The sequence below is a fragment of the Actinokineospora sp. NPDC051303 genome (assembly GCF_055586285.1).
The window spans coordinates 40,338-52,704 of sequence record NZ_JBVJIN010000042.1 but is presented as its reverse complement, the minus strand read 5'-3'; the positions used below and the strand labels follow the sequence as shown (position 1 = coordinate 52,704).

The following is a 12,367-nucleotide window of genomic DNA, read 5'->3' as shown; positions in this document are numbered from 1 at the left end:
GGCAGGGAACAAAGATACGTGTGGCAGCGGCGTGACGGAGGAGAAAAAAAAAAAAAAAAAAAAAAAAAACCCCCCCCCCCCCCCCCAGCCCCCCCCCCCCCCCCCCCCCCCCCCCCCCCCCCCCCCCCCCCCCGCCGTTCTGGATAGCGGATCAGTGGGGGATCAGGCCGAGCCGGGGTCGGAGGTCTGCGGGCCCGCGGCGGTGACGTCGTCGATGCGGTACTTGCGGGCCGCCTCGACCACCTTGTCCTGGGGCACTTCGCCGCGCTTGGCCAGCGCGGCCAGCACGCCGACCGTGATCGACTCGGCGTCGACCAGGAAGTGCCTGCGGGCGGCCGGGCGGGTGTCGGAGAAGCCGAAGCCGTCGGTGCCCAGGGTCAGCATGTCGGTGGGCACCCACGGGCGGATGAGGTCGGGCACGGCGCGCATCCAGTCCGACACGGCCACCACCGGGCCGGGCGTGTCGGCCAGGACCGAGGTCACGTACGGGACCCTCGGCTCGGCCTCCGGGTGCAGCAGGTTGTGCCGCTCGATGTCCACCGCCTCGCGGCGCAGCTCCGCCCAGGACGTCGCCGACCACACGTCGACGCCGACGCCCCATTCCTCGGCCAGCAGCCGCTGCGCCTTGAGCGCCCACGGCATGGCCACGCCCGAGACCAGCACCTGCGCGCGCGGGCCGTCGGTCCGGGGGCTCTCCTGGTACCGGTAGAGGCCGCGCAGCAGGCCCTCGACGTCGAGGTTCTCCGGCTCGGCTGGCTGCTGGTAGGGGTCGTTGTAGACCGTCAGGTAGTAGAAGACGTCCTCGGACTGCTCGCCGTACATGCGGCGCAGGCCGTCCTTGACGATGTGCGCGATCTCGAACGACCACGCCGCGTCGTAGGCGACCACGGCCGGGTTCGTCGCGGCAAGCAGCAGCGAGTGCCCGTCGTTGTGCTGCAGGCCCTCGCCGGTCAGCGTGGTGCGGCCCGCGGTGGCGCCCAGGACGAAGCCGCGGGCCATCTGGTCGGCGGCGGCCCACAGGCCGTCGCCGGTGCGCTGGAAGCCGAACATCGAGTAGAAGATGTAGATCGGGATCATCGGCTCGCCGTGCGTGGCGTACGAGGTGCCCGCCGCGGTGAACGACGCGGTCGACCCGGCCTCGTTGATGCCCTCGTGCAGGATCTGGCCCTGCTCGCTCTCCTTGTAGGACAGCATCAGCGAGGCGTCCACGGACGTGTAGAGCTGCCCCTGCGGGTTGTAGATCTTCTGCGTCGGGAACATCGAGTCCATGCCGAACGTGCGCGCCTCGTCCGGGATGATCGGCACCAGCCTCGGCCCGATCTCGGCGTCCTTGGCCAGGTCGCGCACCAGCCGGACGAACGCCATGGTGGTGGCGACCTCCTGCTTGCCGGAGCCGCGCTTGAGCACGTCGTAGACCTTGTCGCCGGGCAGCACCAGCGCCTTGGCCTTCGTCCGCCGCTCCGGCAGGTAGCCGCCGAGCTGGCGGCGCCGCTCCTGCAGGTACTGGATCTCCGGGGCGTCCTGGCCGGGGTGGTAGTACGGCGGCAGGTACGGGTCCTTCTCCAGGTCGGCGTCGCTGATCGGCACGCGCAGGGTGTCCCGGAACAGCTTGAGGTCGTCCAGGGTCATCTTCTTCATCTGGTGCGTGGCGTTGCGCGCCTCGAAGTGCGGGCCGAGGTTGTAGCCCTTGATCGTCTTGGCCAGGATCACCGTGGGCTGGCCGTGGTGCTCGGTGGCCGCCTGGTAGGCCGCGTAGACCTTGCGGTAGTCGTGGCCGCCGCGCTTGAGGTTCCAGATGTCCTGGTCGCTCATCGGGGCGACGAGCTCCTTGGTCCGGGGGTCGCGGCCGAAGAAGTGCTCGCGGACGAACGCGCCGTCGTTGGCCTTGTAGGTCTGGTAGTCGCCGTCCGGGGTGGTGTTCATCAGGTTGACCAGGGCGCCGTCGCGGTCGGCGTGCAGCAGCCCGTCCCACTCGCGGCCCCAGATGACCTTGATGACGTTCCAGCCCGCGCCGCGGAAGAACGCCTCCAGCTCCTGGATGATTTTGCCGTTGCCCCGGACCGGGCCGTCGAGCCGCTGCAGGTTGCAGTTGATGACGAAGGTCAGGTTGTCGAGCTGCTCGTTGGCCGCGACGTGGATGAGGCCGCGCGACTCCGGCTCGTCCATCTCGCCGTCGCCGAGGAACGCCCAGACCCGCTTGTCCGCGGTGTCGGCGATGCCCCGGTCGTGCAGGTACCGGTTGAACCGGGCCTGGTAGATGGCGTTCATCGGCCCCAGGCCCATGGAGACCGTGGGGAACTCCCAGAAGTCGGGCATCAGCCGGGGGTGCGGGTAGGACGGCAGGCCGCCGCCGGGGCCCGCGTGCGAGAACTCCTGGCGGAAGCCGTCCAACTGCGCGGTGGAGAGCCTGCCCTCCAGGAACGCGCGCGCGTAGATGCCGGGGGAGGCGTGCCCCTGCACGTAGATCTGGTCCCCCCCACCGGGGTGGTTCTTACCGCGGAAGAACCAGTTGAACCCGACCTCGTAGAGCGCCGCCGACGACGCGTACGTCGAGATGTGGCCGCCGACGCCGACGCCGGGGCGCTGCGCGCGGTGCACCGTCATCGCCGCGTTCCACCTGATCCAAGCCCGGTAGCGGCGCTCCACCTCCTCGTCGCCCGGGAACCAGGGCTCCCGCTCGGTGGGGATGGTGTTGACGTAGTCGGTGCTGGTGAGGGCGGGCACGCCGACGTGCTTCTCCCTGGCGCGCTCAAGCAGGCGCAGCATCAGGTAGCGGGCACGCTGCTGACCGCCGCCCGCGAGCGCGGCGTCGAAGGACTCCAGCCATTCGGCTGTCTCCTCCGGGTCGATGTCCGGCAGGTGCGCGGCGAGGCCGTCGCGGATGACGCGAACGCGCTCGGGTGCGGGCCTGCTGTTCTGGGTGGCCAACTGGAGCTCCAGCCTGGGTCGAGGTCGGATTTCGCGCACGTGGATAGCACGCGGGCGGGTGACACTCTGCCATGTTCGTCTGAATCGACGCTGACGTCATCGTTACTGGTCAGTACGGGTATGTTGGGACACTCGGACGGTCCGCACCGGACCGAGACACGGCGTGTCGAACAGCAGACGGTTGCGCAGGTGGCCACTGTCAGTGTTCGCTATCGCCTAACCGAACAGGGAAGACGCGGCTGAAGGACCTGAGGAAGGGCCCGGACCACCGCGACGAAGCACAACTGGAGGAGTGACACCGTGGTGGCCGCGGGAGACGCCGGGAACGCCGGCGTCGCCGACAAGCTGGGGATCGAAGAGGGCACCATTGTCCAGGAGATCGGCTGGGACGAGGACGTCGAAGACGACCTCCGCGCCGCCGTCGAGGAGCGCATCGGCTCCGATCTCCTTGATGAGGACGCCGACGAGGTGGTCGACGTCGTGTTGTTGTGGTGGCGCGAGGGCGACGGGGACCTGGTCGACGCGCTCATGGACGCGATCGGCCCGCTCGCCGACAACGGCGTGATCTGGGTCCTGACCCCGAAGACGGGCCGCCCCGGCCACGTCGAGCCCAGCGATATCGCCGAGGCGGTGCCCACTGCGGGACTCGCCCAGACCTCCAGCGTCAGCGTCGGGAACGACTGGTCCGGCACTCGGCTGGTCTCACCGAAGTCGGTGAAGACCAAGCGGTAGCCCACAGGCCGAACACCCGGGCGCGGACCCGTCCGGGTGGCTTAGGCTGTGCACAGTCAGGGCTCCGATAGCCCACAGGCAGGGCTCCACAGTCAGTCTCGGCGCGGTTGCGCGCCCGCATCCAGGAGGAAACCGGGTATGGCGGTCGAGGTCGGTTCGCAGGCTCCGGACTTCACGCTCAACGACTACAACAAGCAGCCGGTCACGCTCTCCCAGTTCCAGGGCGAGAAGAACGTGCTGCTCGTGTTCTACCCGTTCGCGTTCAGCGGCATCTGCCAGGGCGAGCTGTGCCAGGTCCGCGACGAGATCGCCGAGTACACCGACCACAACGTCCAGGTCATCGGCGTCTCGGTGGACACCCCGTTCAGCCTCAAGGCGTGGGCGGAGCAGCAGGGCTACACCTTCCCCCTGCTGTCGGACTTCTGGCCGCACGGCGCCGTCGCCACCACCTACGGCGTCTTCAACGAGGCGGCCGGTCTGGCCAACCGCGGCACCTTCCTGATCGACACCACCGGCGCCGTCCGCTTCGCCGAGATCAACGCCCCCGGCGAGGCCCGCAACCAGGACGCGTGGAAGAAGGCAGTGGCCACCCTCTGACCTCCGCGACCGGCGCCGGAACGCCCCGACGCCGGTCGGAGGGCGCATAGCTCAGCGGGAGAGCACTCGGCTTACACCCGAGCGGTCGCAGGTTCGAATCCTGCTGCGCCCACCGAAATCTGACGTTCCTACAATCCCGTTTCCAACGCGCGGTATGTAAAACAATCGCGTCGGCGGGTGGGCTGTGCCCGACCGAGTTTCGGATGACCGCTCATGGGCACATAACACCATGGGCGGTATAAACGTTTGCCGCTGTCAGGCACCCTAGGTGACCTCATGCCCTGAGGTGAGCGGTGGCCGCCGGGCCAGGCAAGGACGCTGGCGGCCACCGATCCGATCTGGGGGTGTCAGGCTGTTGTTAGAGGCAGCAGCCTGGCGCCCCCTCCTCACCTCCGGTCGCTCCTGGCGCGGGACTGCCGGATGGCTTGGACGACGGCCTGGGTCAACACCAGGCCGATCGTGGTGCACATGGCCGCCACCATCTCCGGGGCGACCACGGCGACCGTGACGATCAACGCCGTGGTCACGGCCAGGATGAGGCACAGGCGCAGAGTCGGCTTCCATCCGCCTGCTGTGACGCGCTCGACGAGGCCGAACGCCTCCTGGTCGCCTGCTCCGTGCTGGGGGGCTGAGCGGGCGCTCGTGGCGTCGTTCTCGTCCGGCGGCTCGTCGGAGAACGCGGGTGCGTTCATGCGGTGACTGCTCCTTTGCTGTCTCACGGGACGGGGGAGACGCGAAAACCGAGCAAGCGGCTCCCTGGCGTGATATCTGGGGGAGCCGCTTGCGCCTGAGTGGTTCGCGCAGGACAAAGCATGAACGATCGGCCGGATTCTTGGCACTGGGAAGCGACCCATGGGGCGCTCAGCGGCGAACAAAGGACGGTAAGCGGTGATTGACCATGGCCGCGCCTGGTCAAAATTGGCTGCCGTGAACGGTCACGGAGTGCAAATGAGCGCAATCACTCGATCGTGGGGCAACTTCCTCTTCGGTAGGAAGTCTCTCACCCACATGAGTCTGAACGCGCACGCAGATGAGCAGTGCAGCTGCACGTGCGCTGGCGGCCGACCCGGATTGGCGACAAGCGCTAGGCCGCCGGGCACGTCAAGGCTCGGGGCGCCGACAGGGAGGTCGGAACCAGTCGGCGCCGGATGTCAGACGGTCGCCACCGCGTCCAGACGGAGCTGGTGGAGTTCGTCGTCCGCGGTCAGGACGACCATGTACGCGTTGTCCCGGTAGGCCGGATCCAGGGTGAGTTCGTACGGGCCTGGCTTGACCGGGCCGTCGGCGACCACGTCGCTGTCCCAGCCCGCGTCGGTCGGCGCGCGGTACACCTCCACCCGGAGCGGGACCTCGGCGCGGATCGTCGCCGTGAGGTGGAGGCTGTCGGCGTCCGAGACGAGCCGGGGGTCGGTGATCCGGGGTTCCGTGGGGGCGAGCGCGGACAGGATCTGGCGGACCGCGACCGGGGCGAACGAGTCGAGGAAGCGCAGGTCCGGGTTCGCGCGGCCGAACTCCCGCCGCAGGTGCTCGGTGACGGGGCCGACCGCGCCCGAGCCGAACACGACCAGCCGGAAGTCGCGCGGGTCGAACAGGGTGTCCGCGTGCTCCGGGTCGGTCGAGGTGACGGCGTGGACGCCGTGGGTTTCCAGTCGCTTGGCGATGCCCTCGGCGACGGCCGCGACCCGGCCCAGGATGAGGATCGGCTTCTCAGTCATGCCCCCATGGTGCGATCTCCACTTAACTGGAGGTCAAGGGCGCTCGGCCGGATCTTTAGCGGGCGGTTTCCAGCTCCGGGTCCTCGTCGGCGGCGCTCGCGGCCGGAACGGTCACCGGGGCGGTGGCGGACTCAGCGGCGGCGGCCTTCGCCTTCTTGCGCTTCTTGACCAAGTGGACGACGACGCCCGCCAGGACCACCAGGCCGAGCACGACCATGCCGCCGGTCGACAGCATGCTCTCGATGCGCTTGGCGGCCTCGCCGAGGGCGGCGCCGATGCCGATGTGGACGGCCGACCAGCACGCCGCGCCCGCGACGGCCGCGGGCAGGAACTTGCGGTACGGCAGGCCGGATGTGCCAGCCGCCGCCGGGGTCAGGGTGCGGACCACCGGCATGAACCGGGCGAAGAACACCGCCCACGCGCCGCGGCGCTTGAGGATGTCGGTGGCCTTGTCCCAGCCCGCGGTCCCGTACTTCTGGATGAGCTTGGTGTCGCGCAGCCTCGGGCCGTACTTGCGGCCGATGGCGTAGCCGATCGAGTCGCCGATGCCCGCGCAGACGGTCACCACGGCCCACAGGATCAGGAACCGGGGCACGGTGGTCACCGTGGTGGCGGCGACCAGCAGGCCCGCTTCGCCGGGGGCGATGAAGCCCAGGCCGATGGTGCACTCGGCGAGCACGAGGCCGCCGGTGGCGGCGACCAGGGCGGGCTGCGGCAGCGCCTGCAGCCATTCGAGGACGTCGGTCAGCAAGGCCACGTTCGGATTCCCCTCAAGATACTGGCGCCTGCCGTCGGCGCTCCCGCGAAGTCTCTCGCTTGGAGGCAGCTTGGCATAACAGGGTTCCCCCTGAGATCGGTCCGTGTCCTGATCTCAAGGTCAGCCTGTGGTCGTAGCAGCCGCGAACGCCCAGCCTCAACGCTTGAGCAGGGCGGTGATCTCCTGGCTGGACTCGCCCGCCTCGGCGAGGTGGCGCAGGTTCTCGGGAACCTGCTCGCCGCGGTGCTCGACGGCCTGGGTGTAGAGGCGGCCAGCGCGGTAGGACGAGCGGACCAGGGGGCCAGCCATGACGCCCGCGAAGCCGATGCGCTCGGCGGCCTCCTTGTGCGCCAGGAACTCCTCCGGCTTCACCCACCGGTCGATCGGGTGGTGGCGCAGGCTCGGGCGCAGGTACTGGGTGATGGTGATGATGTCGCAGCCCGCCGCGCGCAGGTCGCGCAGCGCCTCGGTGACCTCGTCCGGGGTCTCGCCCATGCCCAGGATCAGGTTGGACTTGGTGACCAGGCCGTAGTCCCGGGCGGCGGTGATGACCGCGAGCGAGCGCTCGTAGGTGAACGCCGGGCGGATGCGCTTGAAGATGCGCGGCACCGTCTCCAGGTTGTGCGCCAGCACCTGCGGCCGGGACCCGAACACCTCGGCGAGCTGGTCCGGGTCGGCGTTGAAGTCCGGGATGAGCAGTTCGACGCCGGTGCCCGGGTTCAGCGCGTGGATCTGGCGCACGGTCTCGGCGTAGAGCCAGGCGCCGCCGTCGGGCAGGTCGTCGCGGGCGACGCCGGTGACCGTCGAGTACCGCAGCCCCATGGCCTGCACCGACTCGGCGACCCGGCGCGGCTCCTCCCGGTCGAACTCGGCGGGCTTGCCGGTGTCGATCTGGCAGAAGTCGCAGCGCCGGGTGCACTGGTCGCCGCCGATGAGGAACGTGGCCTCGCGGTCCTCCCAGCACTCGTAGATGTTGGGACAGCCCGCCTCTTCGCAGACCGTGTGCAGACCCTCGCGGCGGACCAGGCCCTTGAGCTCGCGGAACTCGGGGCCCATCTTCGCCCGGGTCTTGATCCAAGCGGGCTTCTTCTCGATCGGCGTCTGGCTGTTGCGCACTTCCAGGCGCAGCATCTTCCGACCTTCAGGGACGACCGTCACCCGGCCAGGCTACGCCTCAGGCCGGGTCAGGAGAGACGCCGGTCAACGCGGCCGTCTGCGTCCACAGCCCCCGCGCGAGGTCGGGGTCCAGGGCAGCGCTGCGCGGTTTCGCCCGCCCCGGGGCGCCGAACATCTCACCCGGTCCGGTCGGGCCGAAGTACTCGCCGCCGCGCACGTCCGCGGCGACCGCGGCGTAGAGCTGGGGGAGAGTGCCGCGCTCGACGGACTGGGTGATCAGCTTGCTGCCCGCGGACACGACCTTGCCCAGGATCGCGCCGACCCGGCCGCTGCCGCGCAGCCGGGCTGAGTTGCTGGCGAGCTCGGTGTCGGTGAGGCCGGGGTGGGCGGCGACGCTCACCAGGTCGAGATTGGCTGCCTTCGCGCGCCGGTCCAGCTCCATGGCGAAGAGCAGGTTGGCGAGCTTGGACTGCGCGTAGGCAGACACTGGGGTGTAACGGCGGCGGTCGAAGTTGAGGTCGTCCAGGTCGAGGCCGCGGCCGCGGTGCGCCAGGCTCGCCACGGTGACCACCCGCGCGCCGGACACCCCGCGCAGGGCGGGCATCAGCAGCCAGGTCAGCGCGGCGTGGCCCAGGTGGTTGGTGCCGAACTGCGACTCGAAGCCGTCCGCGGTGGCCGCCCTCGGCGTCGCCATGATCCCGGCGTTGTTGATCAGCAGGTTCAGCCGGTCGCCGGTGCGCTCGCGGACCTCGGCGGCGGCTTTGCCGACCGAGGCCAGATCCGCGAGATCCACATCGACCAGTTCCGCCGCGCCGTCCACGGTGGCGAGCGCTTTGCGGCCCCGCTCGGGGGAGCGGCACGCCATGAACACGTGCGCGCCCTTGCCTGCCAAGACCTGCGCGGTGCGCAGCCCCAGCCCGGAGTTCGCCCCGGTGACCAGAACGGTCTTGCCGCTCTGGTCCGGGATGTCGGCCTCGGACCAGCTCATGCCGCCACCTCGCAGGCTCGGTGACCGCGCGCGTCTTCGCGCTGTGCCAATGACGCGTCTTCGCGCCATGCCAATGATTCGCTCGCAAGTCCGCTCATGGGTCCCTCCTCGAAGCGGTACCGGACAGTACCCGACGATAGGGACGCGGCCCTGAGAGCAGGCTCAGGCGCTGGCCACGAGCCGTCGCAGCAGCAGTTCGACGGGGCCGCGGCGCCGTTCGGCCCGTTCCGGGGCGCTGCGCAGCAGGGCGGCGAACGCGCTGCCGACGCGGGTGATCTCCGCGCGCGGCGCGTCGGGCTCGCACAGGCCCGCGGCGAGCGCGAGCATCCGCTGCTCGGCCTCGACCGCGGGACGAAGGGTGTCGGCGTAGGCGTCCGCGTTGGCGTCGAGGACCCAGCGCAGAACCGGGTTCTCGACGGCGGTGGCGCGCCAGGCCTGGGTGATGGCGTCGATCAGGTCGACCGACCCGTCCCGCTCGGCCTCGGCTTGGGCCAGGCTCACGCGGCCGGTGAGCTTCATCGTCCACCGGTGGTGCAGGGCGAGCAGCACTTCCTCCGGGCCGCTGAAGACCTCGGCGACCTCGGGAATCTCGTCGTAGGGCAGGGTGCCCTCGGGGTTCTGTCGGGCGTGGCGCAGCACTTCGTCCAGCGCGTCGCGTCTGCGGTAGAAGTCGTTCCAGCTCATGGCTCTGGCTCCCCTTCCGTGACCTTGGTCATACCGTTGGTTTGCGGCATACCGTCGGTATGCAAAATCTACCATGGTTCCGTACCGGCGGTATGTCCTATGGTTGTGAGTGTGACGACAGCGCAGTCGAGGCGGGTGGACTACAGCGAGTCGACCAGGCAGGCCCTGGTCGACTCGGCCGTCGCGCTGTTCACCCAGCAGGGGTACTCGGCCACCTCTCTCGACGCGATCGCCAAGCGCGCCCGGGTGACCAAGGGCGCCCTCTACCACCATTTCAGCGGCAAGCAGGCGCTGTTCGAGGCCGTGTTCGACGCCGTGGAGAACTCGGTCATGGGCAGGCTCGGCGAGGTCGTCACCGGCCCCGGCAGCGCCTGGGACCGGGCGATGAGCGGCGTGCAGGCCTACCTCAAGGCCTGCCTTGAGCCGTCCTACCAGCGCATCGTCATCCACGAGGCCCCGGTCGTGATGGGCTGGGAGCGCTGGCGCGAGGCCGAGGAGCACTTCAGCTACGGCCTGGTCCGCGCGGCCCTGGAGGCGCTCATCGAGGCGGGCGAGATCGACGACCTGCCGCTGGAGGTCACCGCCCGCGTCGTCTTCGGCGCCCTGTCCACCGGGGCGACGATCATCGCGGGCGCCGCCGACCCGAAGCAGGCCAGCGCCGAGGTCTCGGTGACCATCACGCGGGTCCTGGAAGGCATGCGCAAGCGGCCCCGGAACGAGCGGCCCGACCCGCCCGCGGCCCCGGTGCGCAGCCTGCGTCGATAACGGCGGGCCGAACTGGGACGATCTCCCCGACACGTCGATATCCGCGACATCCGCGACTTCCGCGCAGGGGGATCAGTGGCAGCTACCGAGGCCGAGGTCGTGCGCGCCCCGTCGACCGTCCGCCCGGCGTCGTCGGACCCGATCACCGAGATCCTGCTCCGCGAGCGCGAGGACGCCCGCCCGCACAAGGCCCTCTTCGGCGTGGGCTTCGCCGGGGTGCTGGTGTTCGGCCCGCTGGTCGGGACCGCCGCCGCCAACGGGAGGTTCGACTGGCTGATGGCCGTCTGGCTCGCCGTCGCGGTGGTCACGACCGTGCTCGTCCTGCGCGGCAGGCGCCTGGGCCGGTGGCTGGCCGCGGGCGCGGCGCGGATGCACGCCGAGCCGTGGCGGCCGGTGACCGCCCGGGTGGTCACCAGGTCGTGGGGCACGACGGTCGTGGAGATCGAGGAATCCGGGACGTTCACCGCGCTGCGGGTAGCGGGATTGAGCAAGGCCCATCACACGGTGATCGCCCGGACCGGGCAGGTCTGGGTGGTCGGCCCGGCCGAGGGCTGGGCGGTCGTCCGGATCGACGGATCCCACGAACCGTGGCCCGCCCGCGCGACCACCCGGCCCCCCGCGCCCGGCGCCGAGTTCTTCCCCGTCGACAGCGCGGAAACCACCCGCCTCTGGGCGCGGAAGATGTGCGCGCGGGTGTGCGCCCCGACTTGGCCGATGTGGTGGATCACTGGAGCGACCTGCGCGTTCACCCTCACCGGGACATCGAGCTGGGCGAAGACGGCCGTCGGCCTGGCCGCCTGGAGCTTCATCTGCGGCGAGTACCTGTACTCCAACCGCCGCAGGCTCATCGACCTGCGCCTGCCCCGCCTGGTCGCCGCGGGCGACTGGACCCGAACCGACGCGTCCCTGGCGCCGTGGGAGCTCCTCCCGGAGGGCACAGTCGCGGCGAAGGCCACCGTCCGACTGGACGACGGGACAGCCCTGGTCGCCCTGCTGCCCAACGCGTCGGTGGACGTGTTGGGCGCGGTGTCGGACACGGGGACGTTGTGGTTCGCGGGCAAACCGGAGGCCGGTAAGACGATGGCGGCAGGGTTTCCCGGCTATCCGCTGCTGGCCGTGGCCAAGCTCAGATAGGGGAGGCCCGGTGGCGGGTACCGAAGTCGACGTGGTGCGGGCGCCCGCGACCGATCGCCCGGCCTTGTCCGATCCGACGACGGCCATTCTGTTGCGGTTGCGGGAGAGCACCCGGCCGAAGGGCGGCGCTGTGATCGGCCCGCTGGTTGTCGCCGCGCTGCTTGCCGTGTTCGGCTCGATCTTGACCTTGCTCGGCGGCGGGGGTGTCTTGCTGGCCCACAGCGCGATCCTGGTCTATGCCTGTGTGGTTGGCCAGGCAGGCATTCGACGGGAGCGGCGGTGGATTCCGTTGGCTTACGCCCAGTTGGGTTCGTCGCCCTGGCGGCCGGTGACGGCGCGGGTGGTTCGGACTCGGGCGGAGAAGACCACGGTGGAAGTCGAGGAGAACGGGGCGTTCACCGCTCTGGAGGTGTGGGGGCTCTGGGCGGCTCACCGGTCGGTCATCGCGCGGACCGGGGAGCTTTGGCTGGTGGGTCCGGCCGCTGATGGGTGGGCGGTAGTCCGAATCAGTGGGTCGCATGAGCCGTTTCCGGCTCGGGTTCGGCGTAAGCCGGTGCCGCCGGGGGCGGTGTCGGAGCCTATCGATCCGGCCGAGACCACGCGCCGGTGGGCGCGGTGGCTGCGGTCTCAGGCGAAGTGGTCGTTGGGTCTGTCCCGGCGCGGCGATCTCCGGTTGCCTGAGTTGGTCGAGGCGGGTGAGTGGGTCCGCGCGCGGGCGTGGGCCAAGCCGTGGGTCGCGCGCCCGGACGGGACAGCGGCGACCGTGACGGTTGAATTGGACGACGGGACCACAGTGACCGCGAGCCTGCCCAACGCGTCAGTGGATCTGCTGGGGACGGTGTGGGACACCGGCACGCTGTGGTTCGCGGGAAAGCCGGAGGCGGGTAAGACGATGGCGGCAGGGTTTCCCGGCTACCCGTTGCTGGCCGTGGCGAAGCGCGGATAGGGAGG

12 protein-coding genes and 1 tRNA gene are annotated in these 12,367 nt (G+C 70.2%); 6 read left to right on the top strand and 7 right to left on the bottom strand.

Annotation, left to right across the window (positions count from 1 at the left end; genetic code table 11):
• Positions 1 to 162: 162 nt before the first annotated feature.
• Positions 163 to 2,928 (bottom strand): pyruvate dehydrogenase (acetyl-transferring), homodimeric type, encoded by a 2,766-nt coding sequence (gene aceE, locus ACZ6SD_RS25820; RefSeq protein WP_465319574.1) that lies wholly within the window; start codon positions 2,926 to 2,928, stop codon positions 163 to 165.
• Between the two features lie 300 nt (positions 2,929 to 3,228).
• Between aceE and ACZ6SD_RS25815 the strand changes: the two genes are divergently transcribed.
• From ACZ6SD_RS25815 to ACZ6SD_RS25805, 3 genes are all read left to right on the top strand, one after another.
• Positions 3,229 to 3,660, top strand: a complete 432-nt coding sequence (locus ACZ6SD_RS25815) for a DUF3052 domain-containing protein (RefSeq protein WP_465319573.1) — start codon at positions 3,229 to 3,231, stop codon at positions 3,658 to 3,660.
• Positions 3,661 to 3,798: 138 nt separating this feature from the next.
• Positions 3,799 to 4,257: a peroxiredoxin gene (locus tag ACZ6SD_RS25810; RefSeq protein WP_465319572.1), complete on the top strand. Its 459-nt coding sequence runs from the start codon at positions 3,799 to 3,801 to the stop codon at positions 4,255 to 4,257.
• Between the two features lie 40 nt (positions 4,258 to 4,297).
• Positions 4,298 to 4,369: transfer RNA gene (locus ACZ6SD_RS25805), tRNA-Val, on the top strand.
• 274 nt (positions 4,370 to 4,643) lie between these two features.
• On the opposite strand, the gene ACZ6SD_RS25800 is transcribed toward ACZ6SD_RS25805, so the two are convergent.
• The 6 genes from ACZ6SD_RS25800 to ACZ6SD_RS25775 form a co-directional block, all read right to left on the bottom strand.
• On the bottom strand, positions 4,644 to 4,949 hold the full coding sequence (locus ACZ6SD_RS25800) for a hypothetical protein (protein WP_465319571.1): 306 nt from the start codon (positions 4,947 to 4,949) through the stop codon (positions 4,644 to 4,646).
• Between the two features lie 459 nt (positions 4,950 to 5,408).
• Positions 5,409 to 5,972 carry a hypothetical protein gene (locus ACZ6SD_RS25795; RefSeq protein WP_465319570.1) on the bottom strand — a complete coding sequence of 188 codons (564 nt, stop codon included), beginning with the start codon at positions 5,970 to 5,972 and terminating at the stop codon, positions 5,409 to 5,411.
• A gap of 55 nt (positions 5,973 to 6,027) precedes the next feature.
• Positions 6,028 to 6,729: a DedA family protein gene (locus tag ACZ6SD_RS25790; protein WP_465319569.1), complete on the bottom strand. Its 702-nt coding sequence runs from the start codon at positions 6,727 to 6,729 to the stop codon at positions 6,028 to 6,030.
• A 156-nt stretch (positions 6,730 to 6,885) separates the two neighbouring features.
• On the bottom strand, positions 6,886 to 7,887 hold the full coding sequence (lipA, locus tag ACZ6SD_RS25785) for a lipoyl synthase (RefSeq protein WP_465319568.1): 1,002 nt from the start codon (positions 7,885 to 7,887) through the stop codon (positions 6,886 to 6,888).
• Positions 7,888 to 7,903: 16 nt separating this feature from the next.
• Positions 7,904 to 8,833: an oxidoreductase gene (locus ACZ6SD_RS25780; RefSeq protein WP_465319567.1), complete on the bottom strand. Its 930-nt coding sequence runs from the start codon at positions 8,831 to 8,833 to the stop codon at positions 7,904 to 7,906.
• 162 nt (positions 8,834 to 8,995) lie between these two features.
• Positions 8,996 to 9,517 (bottom strand): hypothetical protein, encoded by a 522-nt coding sequence (locus ACZ6SD_RS25775; protein ID WP_465319566.1) that lies wholly within the window; start codon positions 9,515 to 9,517, stop codon positions 8,996 to 8,998.
• 99 nt (positions 9,518 to 9,616) lie between these two features.
• Between ACZ6SD_RS25775 and ACZ6SD_RS25770 the strand changes: the two genes are divergently transcribed.
• The 3 genes from ACZ6SD_RS25770 (at position 9,617) to ACZ6SD_RS25760 (ending at position 12,362) form a co-directional block, all read left to right on the top strand.
• Positions 9,617 to 10,282: a TetR/AcrR family transcriptional regulator gene (locus tag ACZ6SD_RS25770; protein WP_465319565.1), complete on the top strand. Its 666-nt coding sequence runs from the start codon at positions 9,617 to 9,619 to the stop codon at positions 10,280 to 10,282.
• A gap of 75 nt (positions 10,283 to 10,357) precedes the next feature.
• A complete protein-coding gene (locus tag ACZ6SD_RS25765; protein WP_465319564.1) occupies positions 10,358 to 11,416 on the top strand; it encodes a hypothetical protein in 1,059 nt (352 codons plus the stop codon).
• A 10-nt stretch (positions 11,417 to 11,426) separates the two neighbouring features.
• Positions 11,427 to 12,362, top strand: coding sequence for a hypothetical protein (locus tag ACZ6SD_RS25760; protein WP_465319563.1), 936 nt, complete (start codon positions 11,427 to 11,429; stop codon positions 12,360 to 12,362).
• Positions 12,363 to 12,367 lie beyond the last annotated feature (5 nt).

What these genes read in the sequence shown, in the direction of transcription:
- ACZ6SD_RS25810 (WP_465319572.1), top strand. Translation starts at nt 3,799, where the DNA reads ATGGCGGTCGAGGTCGGTTCGCAGGCTCCGGACTTCACGCTCAACGAC.
- ACZ6SD_RS25800 (WP_465319571.1), bottom strand. Translation starts at nt 4,949, where the DNA reads ATGAACGCACCCGCGTTCTCCGACGAGCCGCCGGACGAGAACGACGCC.
- ACZ6SD_RS25795 (WP_465319570.1), bottom strand. Translation starts at nt 5,972, where the DNA reads ATGACTGAGAAGCCGATCCTCATCCTGGGCCGGGTCGCGGCCGTCGCC.
- ACZ6SD_RS25780 (WP_465319567.1), bottom strand. Translation starts at nt 8,833, where the DNA reads ATGAGCTGGTCCGAGGCCGACATCCCGGACCAGAGCGGCAAGACCGTT.
- ACZ6SD_RS25775 (WP_465319566.1), bottom strand. Translation starts at nt 9,517, where the DNA reads ATGAGCTGGAACGACTTCTACCGCAGACGCGACGCGCTGGACGAAGTG.
- ACZ6SD_RS25770 (WP_465319565.1), top strand. Translation starts at nt 9,617, where the DNA reads ATGGTTGTGAGTGTGACGACAGCGCAGTCGAGGCGGGTGGACTACAGC.